This is a genomic window from Silvibacterium sp. (assembly GCF_047605705.1).
Taxonomy (GTDB): Bacteria; Acidobacteriota; Terriglobia; order Terriglobales; family Acidobacteriaceae; genus Silvibacterium.
Genome location: NZ_JASGFD010000048.1, coordinates 18,402 through 38,039 on the forward strand (window position 1 = coordinate 18,402; position 19,638 = coordinate 38,039).

15 protein-coding genes are annotated in these 19,638 nt (G+C 62.7%); 10 read left to right on the forward strand and 5 right to left on the reverse strand.

What is annotated here, in order from left to right; translation table 11 throughout:
- Nucleotides 1–16: 16 nt before the first annotated feature.
- Nucleotides 17–679 carry a CDP-diacylglycerol--glycerol-3-phosphate 3-phosphatidyltransferase gene (gene pgsA / locus QM649_RS15810; protein ID WP_415200026.1) on the forward strand — a complete coding sequence of 221 codons (663 nt, stop codon included), beginning with the start codon at nt 17–19 and terminating at the stop codon, nt 677–679.
- Between the two features lie 514 nt (nt 680–1,193).
- Here the strand turns inward: pgsA and QM649_RS15815 are convergent.
- The 4 genes from QM649_RS15815 to aroE form a co-directional block, all read right to left on the reverse strand.
- On the reverse strand, nt 1,194–1,556 hold the full coding sequence (locus tag QM649_RS15815; protein WP_415200027.1) for a VOC family protein: 363 nt from the start codon (nt 1,554–1,556) through the stop codon (nt 1,194–1,196).
- Nucleotides 1,557–1,771: 215 nt separating this feature from the next.
- Entirely contained in the window at nt 1,772–2,533 is a 762-nt protein-coding gene (locus tag QM649_RS15820) for a GvpL/GvpF family gas vesicle protein (RefSeq protein ID WP_415200028.1), read from the reverse strand.
- Nucleotides 2,534–3,602: 1,069 nt separating this feature from the next.
- Entirely contained in the window at nt 3,603–4,280 is a 678-nt protein-coding gene (locus QM649_RS15825; protein WP_415200029.1) for a hypothetical protein, read from the reverse strand.
- A 54-nt stretch (nt 4,281–4,334) separates the two neighbouring features.
- Entirely contained in the window at nt 4,335–5,894 is a 1,560-nt protein-coding gene (gene aroE, locus QM649_RS15830; protein ID WP_415200030.1) for a shikimate dehydrogenase, read from the reverse strand.
- Here aroE and QM649_RS15835 point away from each other — a divergent pair.
- The 6 genes from QM649_RS15835 to QM649_RS15860 all read left to right on the forward strand — a co-directional run bounded on the left by QM649_RS15835 (nt 5,866) and on the right by QM649_RS15860 (nt 14,160).
- Nucleotides 5,866–6,255, forward strand: coding sequence for a hypothetical protein (locus QM649_RS15835; RefSeq protein ID WP_415200031.1), 390 nt, complete (start codon nt 5,866–5,868; stop codon nt 6,253–6,255). The two genes, aroE and QM649_RS15835, sit on opposite strands and share 29 nt — an antisense overlap.
- Before the next feature lie 242 nt (nt 6,256–6,497).
- Nucleotides 6,498–8,519 (forward strand): M3 family metallopeptidase, encoded by a 2,022-nt coding sequence (locus QM649_RS15840; protein ID WP_415200032.1) that lies wholly within the window; start codon nt 6,498–6,500, stop codon nt 8,517–8,519.
- A gap of 295 nt (nt 8,520–8,814) precedes the next feature.
- Nucleotides 8,815–9,627, forward strand: a complete 813-nt coding sequence (locus QM649_RS15845) for an SDR family NAD(P)-dependent oxidoreductase (protein ID WP_415200033.1) — start codon at nt 8,815–8,817, stop codon at nt 9,625–9,627.
- A gap of 107 nt (nt 9,628–9,734) precedes the next feature.
- Nucleotides 9,735–10,040 (forward strand): hypothetical protein, encoded by a 306-nt coding sequence (locus QM649_RS15850; protein WP_415200034.1) that lies wholly within the window; start codon nt 9,735–9,737, stop codon nt 10,038–10,040.
- A 494-nt stretch (nt 10,041–10,534) separates the two neighbouring features.
- The gene (locus QM649_RS15855; protein WP_415200035.1) at nt 10,535–12,841 is read left to right on the forward strand and encodes a beta-glucosidase family protein; all 2,307 of its coding nucleotides are present in this window, start codon (nt 10,535–10,537) and stop codon (nt 12,839–12,841) included.
- A gap of 239 nt (nt 12,842–13,080) precedes the next feature.
- Nucleotides 13,081–14,160 (forward strand): TIGR03435 family protein, encoded by a 1,080-nt coding sequence (locus QM649_RS15860; RefSeq protein ID WP_415200036.1) that lies wholly within the window; start codon nt 13,081–13,083, stop codon nt 14,158–14,160.
- A gap of 242 nt (nt 14,161–14,402) precedes the next feature.
- Here QM649_RS15860 and QM649_RS15865 read toward each other — a convergent pair whose 3' ends face one another.
- Complete coding sequence (locus tag QM649_RS15865) at nt 14,403–15,221, reverse strand: TIGR03435 family protein (RefSeq protein WP_415200037.1); 819 nt, start codon at nt 15,219–15,221, stop codon at nt 14,403–14,405.
- A 413-nt stretch (nt 15,222–15,634) separates the two neighbouring features.
- Here QM649_RS15865 and QM649_RS15870 point away from each other — a divergent pair, with 413 nt between their 5' ends.
- From QM649_RS15870 to QM649_RS15880, 3 genes are all read left to right on the forward strand, one after another.
- Nucleotides 15,635–16,054, forward strand: coding sequence for a BlaI/MecI/CopY family transcriptional regulator (locus QM649_RS15870; protein ID WP_415200038.1), 420 nt, complete (start codon nt 15,635–15,637; stop codon nt 16,052–16,054).
- The gene (locus tag QM649_RS15875; protein WP_415200039.1) at nt 16,054–18,522 is read left to right on the forward strand and encodes a M56 family metallopeptidase; all 2,469 of its coding nucleotides are present in this window, start codon (nt 16,054–16,056) and stop codon (nt 18,520–18,522) included. Before QM649_RS15870 ends, QM649_RS15875 begins: the two co-directional genes overlap by 1 nt.
- A gap of 66 nt (nt 18,523–18,588) precedes the next feature.
- A complete protein-coding gene (locus QM649_RS15880) occupies nt 18,589–19,551 on the forward strand; it encodes a hypothetical protein (protein WP_415200040.1) in 963 nt (320 codons plus the stop codon).
- The last annotated feature ends 87 nt before the right edge of the window (nt 19,552–19,638 follow it).

Here is a 19,638-nt window from a genome sequence, read left to right on the forward strand (position 1 = left end):
CTGAGCGAGCCGAGCAGTGAATCTCCCTAATTCCATTACGATGAGCCGCATCATCTCGGTGCCGCTGCTGATCTGGATGCTCTCTCCTCATTTCCATGGAGCGGGCTGGTATGGAAGCGCCGAGATCATCACCTCGCTCGTCTTCATCCTGATTTCGATCTCGGACGGCGTGGACGGCTACCTGGCGCGACGGCGCGGGCAGATCACCACCATGGGGATGCTGCTCGATCCGCTGGCCGACAAGCTGCTGATCGCCTCCGCCTACATCGCGCTGGTCCAGTACAACCCGCACGTGGTCAAGCCGTGGATCGCCGTGGTCGTCATCGGCCGCGAGTTCCTGGTCACGGGCCTGCGGTCGATCGCCTCGAGCGAAGGCTTCACCATCTCCGCCAGCGATCTCGGCAAGCTCAAGACTGTCATCCAGATTGTCTCGGTGGTGGCCGCGGTGCTCGATCACGGCTGGCACGAGTGGCACTTCGGCTGGTTCATCATGCCGGTCGACCTGATCGCCGTCGTGGGCATCTATTTCATGACCGCCGTCTCGATCCTCTCGGCAGTGGACTACTTCGTCGCCTTCTGGCGCAGGATCGAGAAGGCCTCGACCAGCAGCCGCTCGCGCGAGAATGAGTTTGTCCTCACCCGCGGCAAAAAAGATTTACCCGCCAAAAACGTCTCCTAGCTGCTTCGCGCAGGGCGATTCGCCTTTGGCGCCCGCTTCCGCTGGTCGCGAGATGCTTCGGGGTGCCTTTTGTCAGGGCTCAGGGCTCAGATAGTGCATCCATCTCGACGGTGGCCCATTCAAGCCCGCTTTTGGCTTGAGTGGGAAGCACAAACTCCAAAGCAGATTTGTGATTCCGACCGAAGCGAGACGTCTTTCGTCTCGCGGAGTGGAGGAAGCTGCAGTTCTCTTCTCTTAAGCGAGGATGAGGGTGCCCCATCCAAGCTCCGCTTGGGTGGGAGGAGAAAACAGCTGACAGTTTTTTCAGATTGAGCGAGGAACTGCAGGTTCCTCCACTCCGCTCCGCCCTACGGGCTGTGCTCCGGTTGGAATGACAGGTTGTGTTTGTAGAGGAAAAGAACCCGGGAGGAACCTTCGGTTCGCTGATCCGGGGTTATATCCTCCCGCCCAAGCCGAGCCTGGACGGGGCACCCATGTTCCATTTGCCACAGATGCGAAAGCGCGCAACTCCGCGTCATACCCCTTCGGCTTCGATCTCTTCTGCCGGCGCGGGCTCCGCCAGCTTTCGCTCCGCGAGGTTGTAGACGAGGCCGAAGGCATCGCGCACGTAGCAGCGTGGAATTGCGGGGTTTTCGTCAAGGATGTCTCCGCCTGCTGCACGCACGTCGGCTTTTGCAGCTTCCAGATCCGGGACGAAGAATTCGAGCACCGGTCCGAGGGGCGGTCCCTGTTCGAGGTAGAGACGCAGCGCTCCGGCTTCGAGGCCGATCAGCAGCGGGGTGCGGAGGAACTCGGTGAGCCCGAGTGTTCGGACATAAAACGAGGCAGCGGCGGAGACGTCCTCGACCTGGATCAGAATGTCGCGCGAAGCCGGCACGGTCTTTCCTCCTACCTCGCTCGGTCAGCCAGCCGGCTCACCTTACTTTCGCGCAGAGAATTTCAGAATCCCTGCGTCTTTTGGAGGACTATCCCTCGTCTCTGTGTGTGAGGAGTTCGGGGGACTCTTGCTGAGATTCGACCCGATTTTTCCTCCTGATGGAAAGCCCCGGTGGTTCGTGGGTCCACCGGGGCTTTTCTCGTCTTCCAAAGAATTCAGGCGCTGGCCGGATGTGCATGGGAATGCGCGTTGCGCGTCAGCCGATGCACGAAGTGGTACGGCGGCCAAGGTCCCGAGAGCTGCATCTGGCAGTCCTTCATAGCCTGGCTCGCACTGCTGTACTTGTTCTGGTAGCGTTCGATGCACTTGTGATCGATCAGGTGCGCGATATCCAGAAGCATCTTGCCCGAATCGGTTCTCTTGCAGGTGACTTCCTCCGCCAGGGGTGCGAACATGCGGTGCATCTGCACCGAAATCGCCCGGGCTTTGGTCTGGCGCTCACGCTGCAGCGTCGCAGTCTCCCGCAGGTTGCTGAGGTACTCGCGGCCCGTGCTGGGCACCGCGCTCGCCACATAGCGGTGAATGTTCTCCCGGCAGCAATCGTCCAGGGTCACCTTGAGATGCATCTCCGCCTTGCCGCGCAGCCGCTCGATGTTCGTTACGAACTGGCGCTGATTCGAACGAATCGAACGCCGCAGGGAATCATCGTCGGAGAAGACCGTACCGAATCGAAACGGCAATACGGTGGAAACTTTGAAGCAATCGGCTATCACGCGGGCGTGGTCGACTGCCGATTTCTGGTTAAAGCTCTCTTGCGGAGAATATTCGCTCACGATCACTGCAAGATCACTGGCTGGGTAAAGAAAAACCTGATTCCCCTGGATACCCGCAACCGATTCCAGAGGAATGGGTTTACGGTGACGGAGGAGTTCAGGGAAGGCTTGTTTCTCGGTGATACAGTAGGCGTACCATGCCATAGAGAATGACTCCATTGCGGTCCCTGTGAGGGGTTGGGCGTGCGCGTTCGGGGATTTCCTGCATGGGTGGTTCCACATCAGCGAGGGATTTCTTACGGAATTGCCCCAAGCTGGACGTATGCTAGCCCCGCCCGTCCACAACTGGCAATGAAAACCTTGCGTTACGCCATGAACGTGAGCAATCTCACAGTATTTTCGTTTCGATAAAGCGAAAATAATTTCCCTTCCAGCTTCAAAAGACCGAGAAAAACAACATCTGTCTGGGATCTCTACCCCAAATGAGGGATAGCGCTTTCATGTCCGGAAATGGAACATTTGCGCTGGATTGCCCGGTGGGATGAATTTTTGGGCTCGTGCCTTGATCGGGATGGGCCTCACGCGTTGAGAAGACCCCAAAAGCGTTCACCACAGAGAGGGAGTTCGTGCTCTTCCGCCCAAGCGGAGCCTGGACGGGGCACCCAGGTTCTTATCCCTTACAAACACAAACTGTCATTCCGACCGGAGCACAGCCCGAAGGGCGGAGCGGAGTGGAGGAACCTGCGGTTCCTCGCTCAATCTGAAAACTGTCAGCCGTCTTCTCCTCCCGCCAAGCGAAGCCTGGACGGGGCACCCTTATCCTCGCTGGCAGAAGAGAACCGCAGGTTCCTCCACTTCGCTGCGCTTCGGTCGGAATGACAGATCTGCTTTCGGGGCGCTGTAGAGGGCACAGAAGGAGTTCGTGCTCTCCCGCCCAAGCGGAGCTTGGACGGGGCACCCTTATCCTCGCTGGCAGAAGAGAACTGCAGGTTCCTCCACTTCGCTGCGCTTCGGTCGGAATGACAGATCTGCTTTCGGGGCGCTGTAGAGGGCACAGAAGGAGTTCGTGCTCTCCCGCCCAAGCGGAGCTTGGACGGGGCACCCTTATCCTCGCTGGCAGAAGAGAACTGCAGGTTCCTCCACTTCGCTGCGCTTCGGTCGGAATGACAGATCTGCTTTGGAATTTATGCTTCCCCACTCAAGCCAACTGCGGGCTTGAATGGGCCACCGTCGAGGTGGATGCTCTATTTGAGCCCTGAAGAGTGCGCCCTGTCTAGGAATGGTCCCGGGCCAGCAGGAGGCCGACCATCAGGATGAGGATCACCAGCAGCACCGCCAGCGCCGCGCCTATTGTCCGCACCACGCTGCTGAGGGACTTCACATCCTCGACCAGTTCCGAGTGCTCGAGGTTGGTCTTCTCGGCGGCATCCCGCAGGCGCGATACCTGGTCTTCCAGCCGTTGGATTTCGAGCGCCTGGCTGTGTAGCGCCACCCGGAGGTCTTTCTGTCCGGCCTGAATGCCGGTCACGCCGTCGCGCAGCTCGCGGTTCGCGGCCTGGTTCTGCTGGCCGTGGCCGAGGCCCAGCATCTCCAACAGCGGCAGGAAACGGGCGTCGAGCAGGGGGGCCAGCCGCGTCAGGAACGGCACGATGGCCTTCAGCTGATGCAGCGCCTTCGACAGCGCATGGGGATCCTGCGCCTCGGGCGCTTCTTCGATGGCCAGGTGTGAGCCCAGCTGAGGGTCCGCGTGGAGATCGAAGGACTCCTCGGCGGCGTAGCTCGCGGACTTCGCACCGGCCCTGGCCCCGGTCTGGGCCCCGGTCTGGGCTCCGACCTGGGCTCCGGCTTTGGGTTCGTCCGCCAGCTCGATCAGCCGGTCGACAGCAGAGTCCTTGGGGCTTCGCGACGCGCTTCGGCTGCGTCCCAGCTTCGACATAAGCTCATCAATCATCAGGGGAAGCGGCTCCTGTCATCACTATAGAGCCTGCCCGGCGACAAGCTTCGCTTACTTCTTCGCCGGGGCCTCTGCGGCTTTGGATGCTTCGGCGAGCTGCCGCAGCGCATGCACCACCACGCGCAGCATCTCTTCCTCGGGAGCGGGCTTGCCGGTCCAGATCTCGAACTGCCGCGCACCCTGGTGTACGAACATCTCGACGCCGGTGATGACCGGGATGCCCTTTTCGCGCGCCATCCTGATCAGCGGTGTCTCGATCGGGTTGTAGACCAGATCGAAGACAACCCTTGCGTTCAGCTCCCCGGGTTCGAGGGGGCTGGCGGGCTTTACGCCGTGCATGCCCGAGGGCGTCGCATTGATGATGACGTCGAAGGGCGTCTTGGCCAGCAGTTCGCGCTTGAAGGTCTTGGCCTTGGCCTGCCGCGCCAGCTTCTGCGCAGTTTCGGGCGTGCGGTTCAGGATGTAGACGTCCGCGCCCTTGTCCTTGAGGCCGAAGACCGCGGCACGCGCCGCGCCGCCGGCGCCGAGCACCAGCACCTTCGCACCCTTCAGAGGCAGACGCCGTTCGAGCGGCCGCACGACCGCGGCCACATCCGTATTGAAGCCGTAGAGCTTGCCATCCTGCGAGCGGACGACCGTATTACAGGCGCCGATTTTTTCGGAGAGCGGATCGGTCTTCTCGAGGTGCGGGAGGATTTCTTCCTTAAGCGGCATGGTGACCGCCAGGCCGCTGATCGGCACCTCGCGCACCAGCGTCAGCAGGTCGGCGAGCTTGGTCGTCTGCAGCGGCAGGAAGACTGCGTTCACCGTCTCGCGGCGGAAGGCCGTGTTCTGCATCAGCGGCGAGAGCGAGTGCCGGATCGGGTTGCCGACCACGCCGTACACCTTGGTCGCGGCATCGATCTGGTCTACCCGGTAGACATCCTCGAGGGTCCGCGCTGCGATCTGTCCCGGACCGGTCTCTTCGCCGACGGTCGCCGCGGCAAAGGTGAAAACCGAGCCTGCGCGCAAGCCGAGGACGCGGCTGATCAGCCCCTGGTCGCCCATGCAGATACCCACCACGCTGGCGAGGTCCCGCACACGCTCGAGGAAGCGCATCATGGCCACATTGTCCGCAAGGTGCTTCGCCGTGGAGACGATCTTGATGAACTCCGGCTCGAAGGGCCGGATGCGCTCGAAGGCCTTATCCAGGTCCTTGGTCGCGTGGAAGTCGTGGTAGCTGACCAGCAGCAGCGCGCCATGGCTGCGCAGCTTTTCAATCTGTGCCGGCTTGATCGCCTCGGCCGTCTCGATCTCGAGGTCGACGATGTGGGCGCCCGCGTCGGAGGCCTTTTCCAGGATTTCGAGCTGGGCCGCCGTGCTGCCCTTGAACTTGCCCCCGCCCGCTTCGCGGCGACAGGTCGCGATCGCTGTCACGTCGCTGCGCTCATAGAGAAAAGTCTGCAACAGGGGGATCGCCAGCTGAGGCTTCGGCAGGTAATCCAGCCGGAATTCGAGGAAATGGTTCTCGCGCGCCGCTTCTTCGGCCTTCGCCAGCAACTCCTCCGGCGTCGCTCCGATGATCGCGACGCAGAGGCGGCCGATGCGCGAACGCAGGATCGCCGGAGACATCGGCGTGCGCTCGGGCGCCGGAACCGATGCCGGGGCGGGCGCGGCCACAGGTGCGGGCTTCGGTGTTGGCTTGGGCGCGGGCGCGGACTTCACCGCGGCAACGGGTTTTGCCGAGGGAGCCGGTTTCGCCTGGGGAACCGGTTTCGCCGCGGCTGCCGTCTTCGCCGCCGTCACAGGCTTTGCAGCAACCTTCGTCGCGGCAGCGCCATTCCGGGCCGGGGCCTTCGCAGGAGCAGCAGCCTTCTTCGCCGGCGCGGACTTCTTTGCCGGGGCAACGGCTTTTGCAGTGGATACGGCCTTCTTTGCTGCTTTCGACGTCACTTTATTTGGCGCTTTCATGGTTGCAATTGCGGCATCTTAACGGGTGTGCTCTGCGGATGCAACCATCTGCATGCAAATACTTTTCGCCCGATACCACGGAAGTGCGCGATTGGCGCGGAGACCGCCGCAGGCTGTCCACGCAACGACATCATGCTACGGTAGCCTTTTGGCCAGGCAGGCACGAATCATCGAACGAACCGAATCATCGAAAGAAGCAAGGAACGAATCCGGACGACGGATTGGCAATGGATTCAGGAACAGGCACAAGGAACGGATAACGACGTGACCGATACGATTCTCTCCCCCCACCCGTGGAACCTCGAGACCCGTCCCGACGGGTCGGCCTCACCGGAAGCGCTGGACGCCTGGGTACAGGCCAAACTTGCCCGGCACCGCGCCGCCATCGAGCGGCTGCTGGCTGAAAAGGGTCCACGGACCGTCGAAAATACTCTGCGTCCCTACGATGACGCTGTGGCCGAGCTTTCCGCCACTGCCACGCAGACCGGCCTGCTCGACAGCGTGCATCCGCAGAAGGAGATCCGCGACCGGGCCCAGGCGCTGGCGCAGGTTATCTCTCAGGCGGGCGTCGAACTCGGCCTGAACCAGGCTGTCTACCAGGCGCTGAACGAAGTCGATCCCGAAAGCGCCGACCCGGCGACGCAGCATTACCTCAAGCGCACGCTGCTCCAGTACCGCCTGGCCGGCGTGGACAAGGACGAGGCCACCCGCACCCGCCTGCGCGAGCTGCAGGACAAGGCGACCGTACAGGCGCTCGCCTTTGGCCGCAACGTGCAGGAGAACGTCAACACCGTCGTCGTGGAGAACGCTTCCGAACTCGAAGGCCTGCCGGCCGACTATCTCGCAGCGCACCAGCCCGGCGAAGACGGCAAGATCATCCTCACGACGGACTATCCCGACTACCTGCCGGTGATGACCTTCGCGAAGTCCTCCGAGCTGCGCCGCCGCATGTATCTGGCGTACAACACCCGCGCCTTCCCGCAGAACCGCGAGGTGCTGCTCGACCTGCTGAAGATCCGCAAGGAGATCGCCAGTCTGCTCGGCTTCGAGACCTGGGCCGACCTCGCCACCGCCGACCAGATGATGGGTTCGGCTACGAACATGCGCGAGTTCCTCGAAGAGCTCGACGTGGCCAGCCGCGCCGGGGCCGAGAAGGAATTCGCGATGATCGCCGAATTCGCCCGCGTGGAACAGAAGGCCGAAAGCAACGACGCCGAGATCGACGCCGCCAGCCGCGGCTACTGGCTGGAACAGTATCGCCGCTCGGCCTTCGAGTTCGATTCGCAGTCGGTGCGACCGTATTTCCCCTATGACCGCGTGGAGCAGGGCGTGCTCTCGACTGCCTCGCGTCTCTTCCAGGTGGAGTTCCGCAAAGTCGAGAACGCCTCGGTGTGGCATCCCGACGTCGTAACTTACGACATCATCGACCGCGACACGCAGGTGGGCCGCTTTTACCTCGATATGCATCCGCGCGAGGGCAAGGACAAGTGGTTCTCCGCGCATCCGCTCATCCCCGGCATTGTGGACCATCCGGATGGCCGCCAGATCCCCGAGGCGGCGCTGATCTGCAACTTCCCCGGCGGCAAGGAGGGTGACCCCGGCCTGATGCTGCACTCGGATGTGGTCACGTACTTCCACGAGTTCGGCCACCTGCTGCACGCGCTGCTGGGCGGGCACCAGAGCTGGGCCGGACTGAGTGGCATCGCCACCGAGGGCGACTTTGTTGAGGTGCCGTCGCAGATGCTGGAGGAGTTCTTCCGCGATCCGCGCCTGCTGGCGACCTTCGCTCTGCATTACGAGACGAACGAGCCGATTCCCGCGGAGCTTGTCCTGCGCATGAACCGTGCCGGAGCCTTTGGCCGTGCCGACTGGGTGAGGACGCAGCTCTTCTACACGACGTACTCGCTCGAGACGCACGCGCTCGATCCCGAGACGCTCGATCTCGACCAGCTGCTCTACTCGCTCTACGCGCGCTTCCTGCCGTATGTGTGGATCGACGGAAACCGCATGTACGCGAGCTTCGGCCATCTCGTAGGCTACTCGTCGAACTATTACACCTATCTCTATGACAAGGTGATCGCGCTCGACTTCTTCGCGCAGTTCGCGCGGACCAACCTGCTGGATGACCCGGTGGCGATGAAGTATCGCCGCACCGTGCTCGAGCCGGGCGGATCGATGCCGGGCGAGGATATCGTGCTGCGCTTCCTCGGAAGACGGCAGTCAGCGGATGCGTTTGTCAGCTGGGTGGGTGAGGAGTTCCAGGTGACGGCGGCGGTTTACGAATAGGAATCCGCTTGCGGTTCGTGCTGCCCCACATCTCGAATGGCACGAGATGTGGGGCTCGCGGGCTTCTTGCAGGAGCGAGAAAATTCACTCCACAAGAGGTTCATGCCTCCCGCCCAAGCGGAGCTTGGACGGGGCACCCATATCCTCGACTATCGCAAGAAACCGCAGGTCCCTCCACTGCGCGAGACGATGGAACCGTCTCGCTCCGGTCGGGATGACAGGCTTTTTCTATTCAGATACAGCTATTCCTGCGACACATATCCGAGCGGCACACACTTTTCAGGAGAGACCCACGATGGCGGCTTCACCGATTCTTACCAGGGCATACAAGGGCAAGTGGGCGCTGATCACCGGCGCGAGCGCGGGGATCGGCGTGGCGCTTGCAGAAGAGCTTGCTGCCGCGGGCGCGAACCTCGCGCTTACGGCTCGGCGCGCCGACCGCCTCGAAGCGCTGGCGCAGCGGCTGCAGGCGCAGTACGGCATCCAGACGCGCGTGATCCCCGCCGACCTTGCCGATCCGAAGGCTCCCAGCCTGCTGTATGAGGCGACCGAGGGACTGGGCACACCGATCGACATCCTGGTGAACAATGCGGGCTTTGGCTATCTCGGCGAATTCCAGCGCTCGGACCGCGACTTCCAGCGCACCATGGTCGATGTGAACTGCGCCGCCGTGGTCGATCTCACGCACCGCTTTCTGCCGCGCATGATCGCGCGCAGAAACGGCGACATCCTCATCCTCGCCTCGACCGCGGCCTATCAGCCCGTTGCCTACATGGCGACCTATGCGGCCACCAAAGTTTTTGATCGCTATTTCGCCGAGGCTCTAGCCGAAGAAGTCGGACGCTTCGGCATCCGGGTGAGCGCGCTGTGCCCGGGACCGACTGAGTCGGAGTTCGGACAGGTCGCCGGATCGCGCAAAGAGGAGAAGCGCAAGTACCAGTCAGCAGCGGAAGTCGCGCGGCTCGGCCTCGAAGGGCTGGCGCAGGGCAAGACGTGGGTGATCCCCTACTCAGGAGGACGCATCCAGGTCTTCGCACAGCGCTTCGTGCCTCGGCGTTTCATCACGAAAGCGGCGGAGAAGATGTTCCGTCCTGAAACCGTCAAGTAACCTTCGGGTTACATCGCTGACGAAAAAGTTGAAGGCGGTGTCCTGTTCTGCCGAGATACTCTCGCGTGACGCCGCCCGTCCGATGAATGGGGTGAGGTACATCTGTCATGATTAACCCTGTTTCCATCACCCCAGTCATCGATGTTTCGACGAACTACCGGACCACCACGGAAGTCACCGCACCCGAACGGACCCAGAGTGGACGCGCGACGACGGCGCAACCCGAGCCCGACCGCACCTTGCGCTCCACTGCCTCGCCCGCCATTCAGCCTTTGCAGGTTACGCAGCGGCCAGCCCTCGAACGAGACCAGGTGACGCTCACCGGCGAACAGGTCCTGACCGCCCCGGCCTATGCCGGCACGCTTCCTCGCACCGAGCAGGACGACGCGGAGTACCAGTACGACCCGGTGTGAGCGCGCGGAGTATCCTTTCCTTCCCGCCCAGGCGGAGCCTGGACGGGGCACCCTCATCCTCGCTTGTGGAGAGAGCCGCAGGTTTTCCTCCACTGCGCGGCCTTCGACCGCTCCGGTCGGAATGACAGTACTTTTACTGGCCGTTTTATAACTGCCTGATGGCCTGCTCTCCCACGTCTCAGAATCGAGACGTGGGGCACCCGGCGCGCTCCGGTCGCAATGACAGGGGTGGGAGGGACGCGGCCAGCGGGAGCGCATGCCGAAGGCGAAAGGCCTGGACGGCCAGTCCCGTAACGCGCGAAGTGGGATAATCGTAGCAAGCAGGGCTCTGCTGCCCTGTTTTCCCGCCTTGGACGCCTCATCTCCTGTAGTAAAACGTTTGTCTCTTGACGATCCCCTTTTCGCGCCGGTACGATGAGCCGCAAAGTCCGGGACAGACCTCAAACCAAGTCGTTCAATCCTGGCCATGCTTCGTTCCACGTTTTAGGAGAGTCATGAAAGAGTTCAAGCCCTTCCGGCCCTTATCCGCGCCTATGTCGGTGGCCGTTCTGTTATCCGGACTAAGCGCCGGTCCCTTCTCTGCCGTCTCGCAGGCCCAGGTTGCGGCGGGCGCCGCGCAGCTCCAGAAAACGGAAGGCCCTGCCAAGGCGCATCATCCGTGGGACGACACCTCGCTTTCGCCCGATGAGCGCGCCGACCTGGTTCTGAAGCAGATGACCCTCGACGAGAAGATCCTGCTGGTCCACGGCCAGGGCTGGGGCGTGCTGCGTCCCGGCGACCCGGTGGCTCCGGGCTCGAACTTCGCAGCGGGCTACGTGGCAGGCATCGAGCGGCTCGGCATCCCCGGCGTGAATGAGGCCGACTCGGCCGTGGGCGCGCGCATGGCCGCCTACCAGGCTCGCTATGCCACGCTGCTGCCTTCGACGCTGGGCGCGGCCTCGAGCTGGGATCCGCAGGGCGCGCAGCTTTATGGCGACGTGATCGGCCGCGAGCTCCGCGCGTGGGGCTCGAACATGTCCATCGGCGGCGGTGTCGACCTGATGCGCGAGCCGCGCAACGGCCGCAACTTCGAGTACGCGGGGGAAGATCCGCTGCTGGCCGGCACCATGACCGGCAACCTGATGAAGGGCCTGCAGGCCGAGCACATCATGGGGGACATCAAGCACTATGCCTTCAACGATCAGGAGACGGGCCGCACCGCCGTCAGCGCGAACATCGATCACAAGGCCGCGCGAGAGAGCGACCTGCTCGCCTTCCAGATCGCCATCGATATCGCGAAGCCCTCGGGCGTGATGTGCGGCTACAACCGCTTCGAAGGCACGTATGACTGCGAGAACGACTACCTACTGAACCAGGTGCTCAAGAAGGATTTCGGCTTCAAGGGCTTTGTCCTCTCCGACTGGAGCGCGACGCACAGCACGGTGAAGGCCGCGCTGGCCGGACTCGATCAGGAGGAACCCGAAGACATCTACTTCGGCGAAGCGCTGAAGAAGGCGGTCGAAGACAAGCAGGTGCCTCTGTCGCGCCTCGATGACATGGATCACCGCATCCTGCGCAGCATGTTCGCCGCAGGCGTGGTCGATTACCCGGTGATGCCGCGCTCGGTCGTCGATCCTTTCCAGGGCCGTGACGACGCACAGCACATTGCCGAAGAGAGCATCGTGCTGCTGAAGAACAAGGGCGGCATCCTGCCGCTCGATCCTGCTCGCGTACACTCCATCGCGATCATCGGCTCGCATGCCGATAAGGGCATTCTCTCGGGCGGCGGCTCGGCGCAGGTGGATGCGCCCGGCGGCAACGTGACCGATCCGCACACCGGCGGCGCCAACTGGGGCGAGACGGTATGGTTCCCGTCGTCGCCGCTGCGGTATATCCGCGAGCACGACACCGGCGCGAAGGTGGAGTACAACTCCGGCGATGACACCGCTGCGGCGGCGGCTCTCGCGAAGTCCTCGGACGTGGCCATCGTCTTCGTGAACCAGCCCATGTATGAGGGCCACGATGCGAAGACCCTCAACTTGCCGGACAACCAGGATGCGCTCGTCTCCGCCGTGGCTGCGGCAAACCCGTACACCATTGTCATCGCTGAGACCGGCGGACCGATCGCCATGCCCTGGGCCGACCAGGTAGACGGCATCTTCGAGGCGTGGTTCCCCGGCATCGGCGGCGGTGAGGCGATCGCCAACCTGCTCTTCGGCACGGTAAACCCGAGCGCCAAGCTGCCCGCGTCGTTTGCGAAGCGCGATGCCGACCTGCCTCATCCCGAGATCGCCGGCATCGATCTCAAGGAGCAGACGAATATCGTCGAGACCAACCTCGGCGGCCATCGCATGCGCCACAACGATCCGCGCCTACCCTTCTTCGATGTGAACTACACCGAGGGCGCGAAGGTCGGCTACAAGTGGTTCGAGTCGCAGCACATCGAGCCGCTCTTCTGGTTCGGCTACGGCCTCAGCTACACCACGTATAGCTACTCCGACCTGAAGGTGAGCCCGGATGGCAGCGAGGTGACGTTGACCGTGAAGAACACCGGCGAGCGCGCCGGCGTCGAGATTGCCGAGGTCTACGCGAAGCTGCCGAAGGCCGCGGGCGAAGACTACAAACGGCTCATCGCCTTCGACCGCGTGCCGCTCACGCCGGGCGAGGAAAAGACGATCACACTGAAGGTCGATCCCAAACTATTGTCCGTCTTCAACACGGAGAAGAGCGATTTCGAGTTGGTCCCCGGCGAGTACACCGTGCTTGCGGGTCCGTCGTCGAATCACACTCCGCTCAAGGCCAGCTTTAGTTACTCGAAGTAAGTCTCGTAGGAAACAACGACGGCGCTCCTCGATCGAGGGGCGCCGTTTTTATTTGGCGGGAGAAATGAATGCTCTGTAGCGAGGGCACATCGGTGTGTGCTTTTCGGTGAATTCGACGCTCATCGCAACATTTCCAGAGCGCACGGCCACATGCCGAGTCTGTACGTAATATGAGGATAGTTGCGCGAGGCACTCGCTTGAGGGGCAGGTTTAGAGCGTTCGCTCTGCTGTGTTGTGCGATGTTGCTCTCTGGCTCGCCTCTCATCGCTCAGACCATTGTCGGCACCTGGCAAGGGAAACTGCCTGTACAACAGGACCCGCGCATCGTCCTACAGGTCACCCAGTCAGGCAATGGGCCTTTGGGAGGAACGCTCAAGTTCATCGACCATGATGACGTGGCCGCTCCTTTGCTTTCTCTCTCCTTCGCATCGCCCACTGTTACATTCACTGTCGGCGACATCAGCTATCTCGGAAAGCTCAGTGAGGACAGTAAGTCCATCACAGGGCTCTGGACACGAGGGACACAGAAGTATCCATTGAGCTTCATGCTCGCGTCGCCGGACGACACGTGGAAGTATGCAGGCGCATCGCGGCTCACATACATGCCCGCGAACGCCGATCCGTCCTTTGAAGTTGCAACTATCAAGCTCAGCAGACCAGATAGCGATAACGCGCAAGCGACCGATGAAACCCGGTTCCGCACCTTCGAGGCCAAGAACTCAAGTGTGATCGACCTCGTCCGATTCGCATACCATCTGAGTCCTCGACAGGTTCAGGGCGGCCCGTCCTGGGCCAAGGAAGTTCGGTTCGACGTCGTTGGACAGCCCGATATCGACGGATTGCCAGACGCCGATCAGCATCGGCTCATGATGAGAAAGCTGCTGGCGGACCGCTTTCATCTCGTCGTGCACGACACATACCCTACATTTCCGATCTACGCGCTCACCGCTGCGGATCCAAACGTCAAGGTGATGCCCATCGCCGCGAACGATCATGGCGAGACGAAGATTGTGGTCAGAGATAACCAGGACGGGACTACGACGTGGCAACTCGTCTTCATGACAATCCCTGAGTTCGACGACATACTCATGCGTTTCATCAAGAATCGTCAGATCGTGGACGAAACCGATATGGCAGGCCAGTTCAACATCACTTTGACGCTTCCCTCCGAAGTGATGAACGATCCCACCGCCGATGAAGGCGCACTCGGCAGTGCATTTTTCAAGGCCGTTCAGGTGATCGGCTTCCAACTGAAATCAAAGAGTGAACCGCTTCGCGTCGTTGTCATCGATGAGGTAGAAAAACCGACGCCCAATTGATTCGACCCAGAAACTCATTTGGCTGCAACTCCTCAACGAGGAACAGCAGGTTCCTCCATTTCGCTTCACCTGCGGCTCCGCTTCGGTCGGAATGATATTGCTGGGAGTGGGCTTGTGCGCGCTTCGTGATTCTGTATGTTCCCCACGCAAGACAACATCGGGCTTGCGTGGGCCGCCGTTTGGGTTCTCTTCATCCCACGTCTCAGAAGCGAGACGTGGGGCACCCTGCGATGAAAGAAGCCCTAATTCCCTTCCGGCAGCTGAACGCTGTCGATCACCAACTTCTCGACACTGCCATCTGCCTTCACCAGCTTCAGCCCCATCTCCGACAGAGCGTTGCCGAGCATGTTTCTCTGGCTCCCGTTGTCGAAATCTTCGTTGGTGGGAGCGGTCTTCGATGTGAAGTCGTAAAAGCCGGGCAGGCCCGTCCGGTCGATCACCGGCGTTCGCCGGACATTGGCGATTTTCTGCGCCAGCTGGAGCATCGAGGTGCGATGAATCGCCAGCGATTGGCCAGCAATGACCGTCTCCACACCTGTGGCTTCGAGAGGTCCCGATGCAACCGTCTCTTTCTCTGCCAAGCTGAGCCGCAGTGGGCCGCCACTGCGCGTCAGCTCGTACACGGTTCCCGGCCGGCTCTCCATGTGAAACTTCAGCTGAAAGCGTTCGATGAGCAGCGATTGCAACATGGCACGGACCTGCGCGTCCTGAATGCTCGTCCATGAAGCTTCGCTGCCGGGTATGGCGGCCTGCATCTCCGGGGACGGCTTGCCTTCGATGTCGTACCAGCTCTGGAGCACCGATTCGTCTCCGCCGATGATCTCCCATTCAGGTATGTTGAATGCCTCGGCGATGAGCATGGCGAGGCGGTGCGCGTGGATAACGAGGTGCCCTCCGGGATAGACCGTCAGATCGATTGATGTGATCTTGTGCTGGTCGACCTGTTTGACAGTTGCGACCTCGAAGGCCGGCGGGCTCTTCGCAGCGTCCGTCCTCTGCGCTTGCAACGGAGACGGCACAGTCACGATCATCGCCAACGACGCTGTGATCGCGATACTCAATGGCCTTTTCGCTGCGCTACGGCTGCATCGCTGGAGATGTACTACCGACTGAGTCCCGTGCTTTGCGGGAAGTCTTCGTCGCATCGCAACTCCCTCCGACAGAACTGCATTTTCCATTCAAGATACATGGAGAAGTTTTCGTAGCCCTGCGTTCCGCCGTCCTCATTTGGCTGCGGCTCCGCTTCGGTCGGAATGATATTGCTGGGAGTGGGCTTGTGCGCGCTTCGTGATTCTGTATGTTCCCCACGCAAGACAACATCGGGCCTGTGTGGGCCGCCGTTCGGGTTCTCTTCATCCCACGTCTCAGAAGCGAGACGCGGGGCACCTGCTTTTCTTAGGCCTGAAAAATCTTTCCGCTGTACCGCTTCCCTCTTGCGCTGCAATCCGTCTTATGTGTTACATTGGGTAACACTATGACGGGTAACGTTACAGAGCATCGCGAAGAACTCCATGATCCGGCTGAGCTCGGAGAGCTCGAACGCTCCATCCTGCACATCGTCTGGCGGAGGGCCGAGGTCACGGCCGAGGACGTCCGCGCTTCGATGGAGGCCAACGACCGTCCCCTCAAGGACTCGACCATTCGCACCGTCCTTCGCCGTCTCGAAGAGAAGGGCTATCTCACGCACACCGTCGATCAGCGGACCTTCGTCTATCGCCCTGCCGAAGCCCGCCGCGTCGTCGCCGGCCGCGCCGTCAAACGCATTCTCGACTGGTTCTGCGAGGGGTCGGTCGAAGATCTGCTCGTCGGCATGGTCGACTCCAAGGTGCTCGACCGCAAGCAGCTCCAGCGCCTCGCAGACCGCATTGCAGCTTCGAAAAAGGAGACACGGTGATGATTTCTCCTCTGGAATCGCACGCCGTCGCAGTCGCAGTTGAGTCCATTGCAGTCGAATCCGTTGTTCGCTCGCTGGCCATGGCGGCCGTTGTCTGGGGCGCCATCCGTCTCTTCCGCTTGAACAACCTGCCCGCGCAGAAGCTCGCCTGGACGCTGGTGCTCGCGCTCAGCTGCGCCATGCCCGGCCTGCTCCTGCTCGAGTCCGCGCATCCCGGCGTCCTTCCTTCGATCCGCCTTGCCCCGGTGAGCCGCGCCGCATCGGCGCTCGGCGCTCGCTATGAGCAGTTCGCACACCGCTTCCATGCGCTGCGTTCTGTTGTGGAAGCGGCCAGCGCTGCTCCCCAGGCAACAGCGGGAGCACAGCCGGAGACTCGCGCGGAAGCAGAGAGCGCTATTTCCTCCGCACAGCCCGAGAGCAGCATCCCCGGCGGCGTGTACGCGGCCACAGATGCTGCGAATGCGAACTCGGCCACTGCGGACGAAGTGCCTGATGTGATGCTGACCGTCGAGCCGGCTCGCCCGGCTGCGCACCCGGCGACGCGCTGGCACCTTGCGCCGCTGGCCCGCTACATCCTGCCTGCGTATCTCGCGGTGAGCGCCGTGCTCCTGCTGCGCGTGCTGGTCGGCCTCGCCCTGGCCGCGCGCCTCTGGAGAAAGGCCGAGCGCGCCTCCGCTCTCGTCTATCCCCACGCCGCACTTCGCATCAGCAGCAGCATCGAGAGCCCGGTTACCGTCGGCTCCGGCATCGTGCTGCCCGCGAGCAGCCTCACCTGGAATCGCAGCCGCCTGCACATGGTTCTCGCCCACGAGCGGGCGCACGTTCGCCAGGGCGACTTCTATCTCCAGCTCGCAGCCTCGCTGTATGCAGCGCTCACCTGGATCAGTCCGCTCGGCTGGTTCCTCAAGCGCCAGCTTGCCGAACTGGGGGAAGCGGCGAGCGACCGCGCCGCGCTCGACGAGGTGGAAGCCGCTACGACGACCGATTACGCCGAACTCCTGCTCGAGCTGGCCTCCATGCCTCGCCGCGGCTTTGCCCGCGCCGCAGCCGGAGTCGGCATGGCCCGTCCCAGCTCGGTCCAGAGCCGCATCGAGCGCATCCTGAACCCGGTCACCTTTGCTGCATCCTTCACCGGAGGGCGCATCTCCGGGCTGGCCGCCGCTTTGCTCGTGCCCTGCGCCCTGCTGGTCGCTGTCTCCGGCCGCCGTGTGCATGCCGCTGAAATTCCGCAGCAGATCACGACCGTCCCGCAGCCGGCCATCGCCGTTGCGCCGGAACCAGCGTCCTCACCCCTTCTACCGGCAGAGCCGGAACCAGCGGCAGCCGTCTCCGCGACCGCGCAGCCCGCGGCGCAGGCGGCTGCGGCAACCTCCGTCACCGCTCAGCCCGCACCAGCGGCTGCGCCACGACCTGCCGTGACCGCCACACCGGCAGCGCGGCCAGTTGCAGCGCCGACAGTCCATGTCACCACGCTCTCCAACGCCGTCACCGGTCTCTCGGAGAAGCTGAACAGCGTGGTTGCGCTCAGTGTCCAGCCCTCCCCGGTCACGAACCTGGCGCTTGCGCTCTCCGGACAGTCTTCCAGTTCGACGAGTTCTTCCACCTCGACCGGAGTGGGCAGCTCGTCCTCGACCGGAAGCAGCAGCTCCCCATCCGGCTCGCAGTCCGTTAGCAACAGCGAAAGCCACACCTACTCGGTCGACTCGGACATCGACGACGAAGAGCATGACCACAACCACAATGGCCACCGCTCTGCGAGCGTGCTCATGCTCAATGGGCCGAACAACTCCTTTGCCATCGTTCAGGGGGACGGCAAAGTGCACGGCGAGGGTGCGGAAGGCTCTGCATTCGAAAAGGCCCGCGCACAGACCCAGGGCGACATGATGTGGTTCGAGCGTGACGGCAAGTCCTACGTGATCACCGACCCCGCCACCATCGACGCAGGCCTTCGCCTGTGGAAGACCAGCCTCAGCGGCCTTGCGTACAACTATGGCTACGACAGGGACTCCTACAAAATCTTCGCCCCTGATTTGAATGCGCAGCTTGTCAAACTCAAGGCGGCGAATATCTACGTGCGCGGCCCGCAGATCTCGCAGGAAGAGATTCAGAAAGAGATTGCCGAAGCGCAGAAGAACCTGGCAAAGATCCAGGCCGAGTTCCCTGCAGGCAAGGATGGCGTGCTGACTCCGGAACAAAGCGCCGAAATCCGGCGAGAGGTGGAGGAAGCTGTTCGCACGCTCACCAAGCTCGAGGCCGACGGCACCCTCTCGCGCCAGATTCGCATCCAGGTGGACGACCAGGTTCGGAAGCAGATCGCCGACAACCGCGCCACCATGGAGCGCTCCCTCGAGCAGGCGCGGGAAGCGACGCGCCAGGCCCGCGAGGAGGCCCGCAAGCAGTCGGTGCAGCAGATGCAGTCCTTCTTCGACCAGGCTCTCCACGACGGCAAGGCCCGGCCGGTTCAGTAGGTCTGCCGGAGAAACGCTTTCAGCCGAAGATGCAGACCGCGGCCTCAACCAGCTAATCTGGTCCTGATGCCGCGGTCTCATACCTCCCTCGCCGTTCTCTCCGCTCTGGCTTTCGGCCTTCCGGCTGCCGCCCAGCAGCAACCCATCGCCACGGTGCCGGTCGAGGGCATTTCCCTCTCGGGATCGCTCTCGGTGGCCAACGGCCGCGCCAGCATTGCGAACAACGGCAGCATCACCGCGGGCGACCACACCGCGCACATCTCGCTGGCCCGTGGCGGCGAGCTGGCCGTCTGCGCCACCACGCAGGTCCATCTCTCCCACGACAGCTCCATCACGCAGGACCCCGCGCAGGATTCGGCGCTGATGATCGCCCTGGACCGCGGGGCGCTCGAGACCGACTACGCCACCGGCAAGTATTCCGACGTGATCCTGACGCCGGACCTGCGCATTCTCGTCTCCGGCCCCGGCCACGCCGACCTGAAGATCCGGATGAACCGTCAGGGCGATACCTGCATCGACAATCACGGGCCCAACCCGCCCTACGTTACGGTGACCAGCCAGTTTGAGGGCGGCGTCTACCGCGTGCAGCCCAACCAGCGTGTGATGTTCGAGCATGGCAGCCTGCAGCAGGTGGTCGATAACGAGCCCGAACCCTGCGGCTGCCCCGCGCTCGCGGTCTCCGTGGCCGATGCGGGCACCACCGGCTCGAACCCTGCCCAGCCAGGGCAGAAGGTGGGAGGACCATCCTCCACGCCTGCCGACACGGAGTTTCCGCTGGCGGTAAGCGAAGGCCTCACCCCGCCGCCGGCGCCTCCGACGCAGCCGGTCGTACCGGCCGGCACGGCGCATGCCATGGTGCAGGCCCCCATCGGCTACGATTCCTCCGCCACACCGAACCCCTCCGCCCCCGGAGCAGCCGGTCCGCCGCCTGCCGAGACAGCGACCGCAACCGCCCCGCCACCGCCGAAGCCGCAGGGAGGGTTCTTCCACTCCGTAGGCCACTTCTTCGCGAAGATGTTCGGACGATAGCTGCTCCGCGCAGGGCGATCCGCCTTCGGCCTCCGCTCCCGCTGGTCGCGCTGCTGCGCGCAGGGCGATTCCGCCTTCGGCACCCGC

Excerpts from the sequence above, each read along its gene's own strand:
- QM649_RS15850 (WP_415200034.1), top strand. The coding sequence starts at position 9,735 with ATGATTAACCCTGTTTCCATCACCCCAGTCATCGATGTTTCGACGAAC.
- QM649_RS15820 (WP_415200028.1), bottom strand. The coding sequence starts at position 2,533 with ATGGCATGGTACGCCTACTGTATCACCGAGAAACAAGCCTTCCCTGAA.
- QM649_RS15825 (WP_415200029.1), bottom strand. The coding sequence starts at position 4,280 with ATGATTGATGAGCTTATGTCGAAGCTGGGACGCAGCCGAAGCGCGTCG.
- QM649_RS15855 (WP_415200035.1), top strand. The coding sequence starts at position 10,535 with ATGAAAGAGTTCAAGCCCTTCCGGCCCTTATCCGCGCCTATGTCGGTG.
- QM649_RS15875 (WP_415200039.1), top strand. The coding sequence starts at position 16,054 with ATGATTTCTCCTCTGGAATCGCACGCCGTCGCAGTCGCAGTTGAGTCC.
- QM649_RS15845 (WP_415200033.1), top strand. The coding sequence starts at position 8,815 with ATGGCGGCTTCACCGATTCTTACCAGGGCATACAAGGGCAAGTGGGCG.
- QM649_RS15870 (WP_415200038.1), top strand. The coding sequence starts at position 15,635 with ATGACGGGTAACGTTACAGAGCATCGCGAAGAACTCCATGATCCGGCT.
- QM649_RS15860 (WP_415200036.1), top strand. The coding sequence starts at position 13,081 with ATGTTGCTCTCTGGCTCGCCTCTCATCGCTCAGACCATTGTCGGCACC.
- QM649_RS15835 (WP_415200031.1), top strand. The coding sequence starts at position 5,866 with ATGCGCGAACGCAGGATCGCCGGAGACATCGGCGTGCGCTCGGGCGCC.
- aroE (WP_415200030.1), bottom strand. The coding sequence starts at position 5,894 with ATGTCTCCGGCGATCCTGCGTTCGCGCATCGGCCGCCTCTGCGTCGCG.
- QM649_RS15880 (WP_415200040.1), top strand. The coding sequence starts at position 18,589 with ATGCCGCGGTCTCATACCTCCCTCGCCGTTCTCTCCGCTCTGGCTTTC.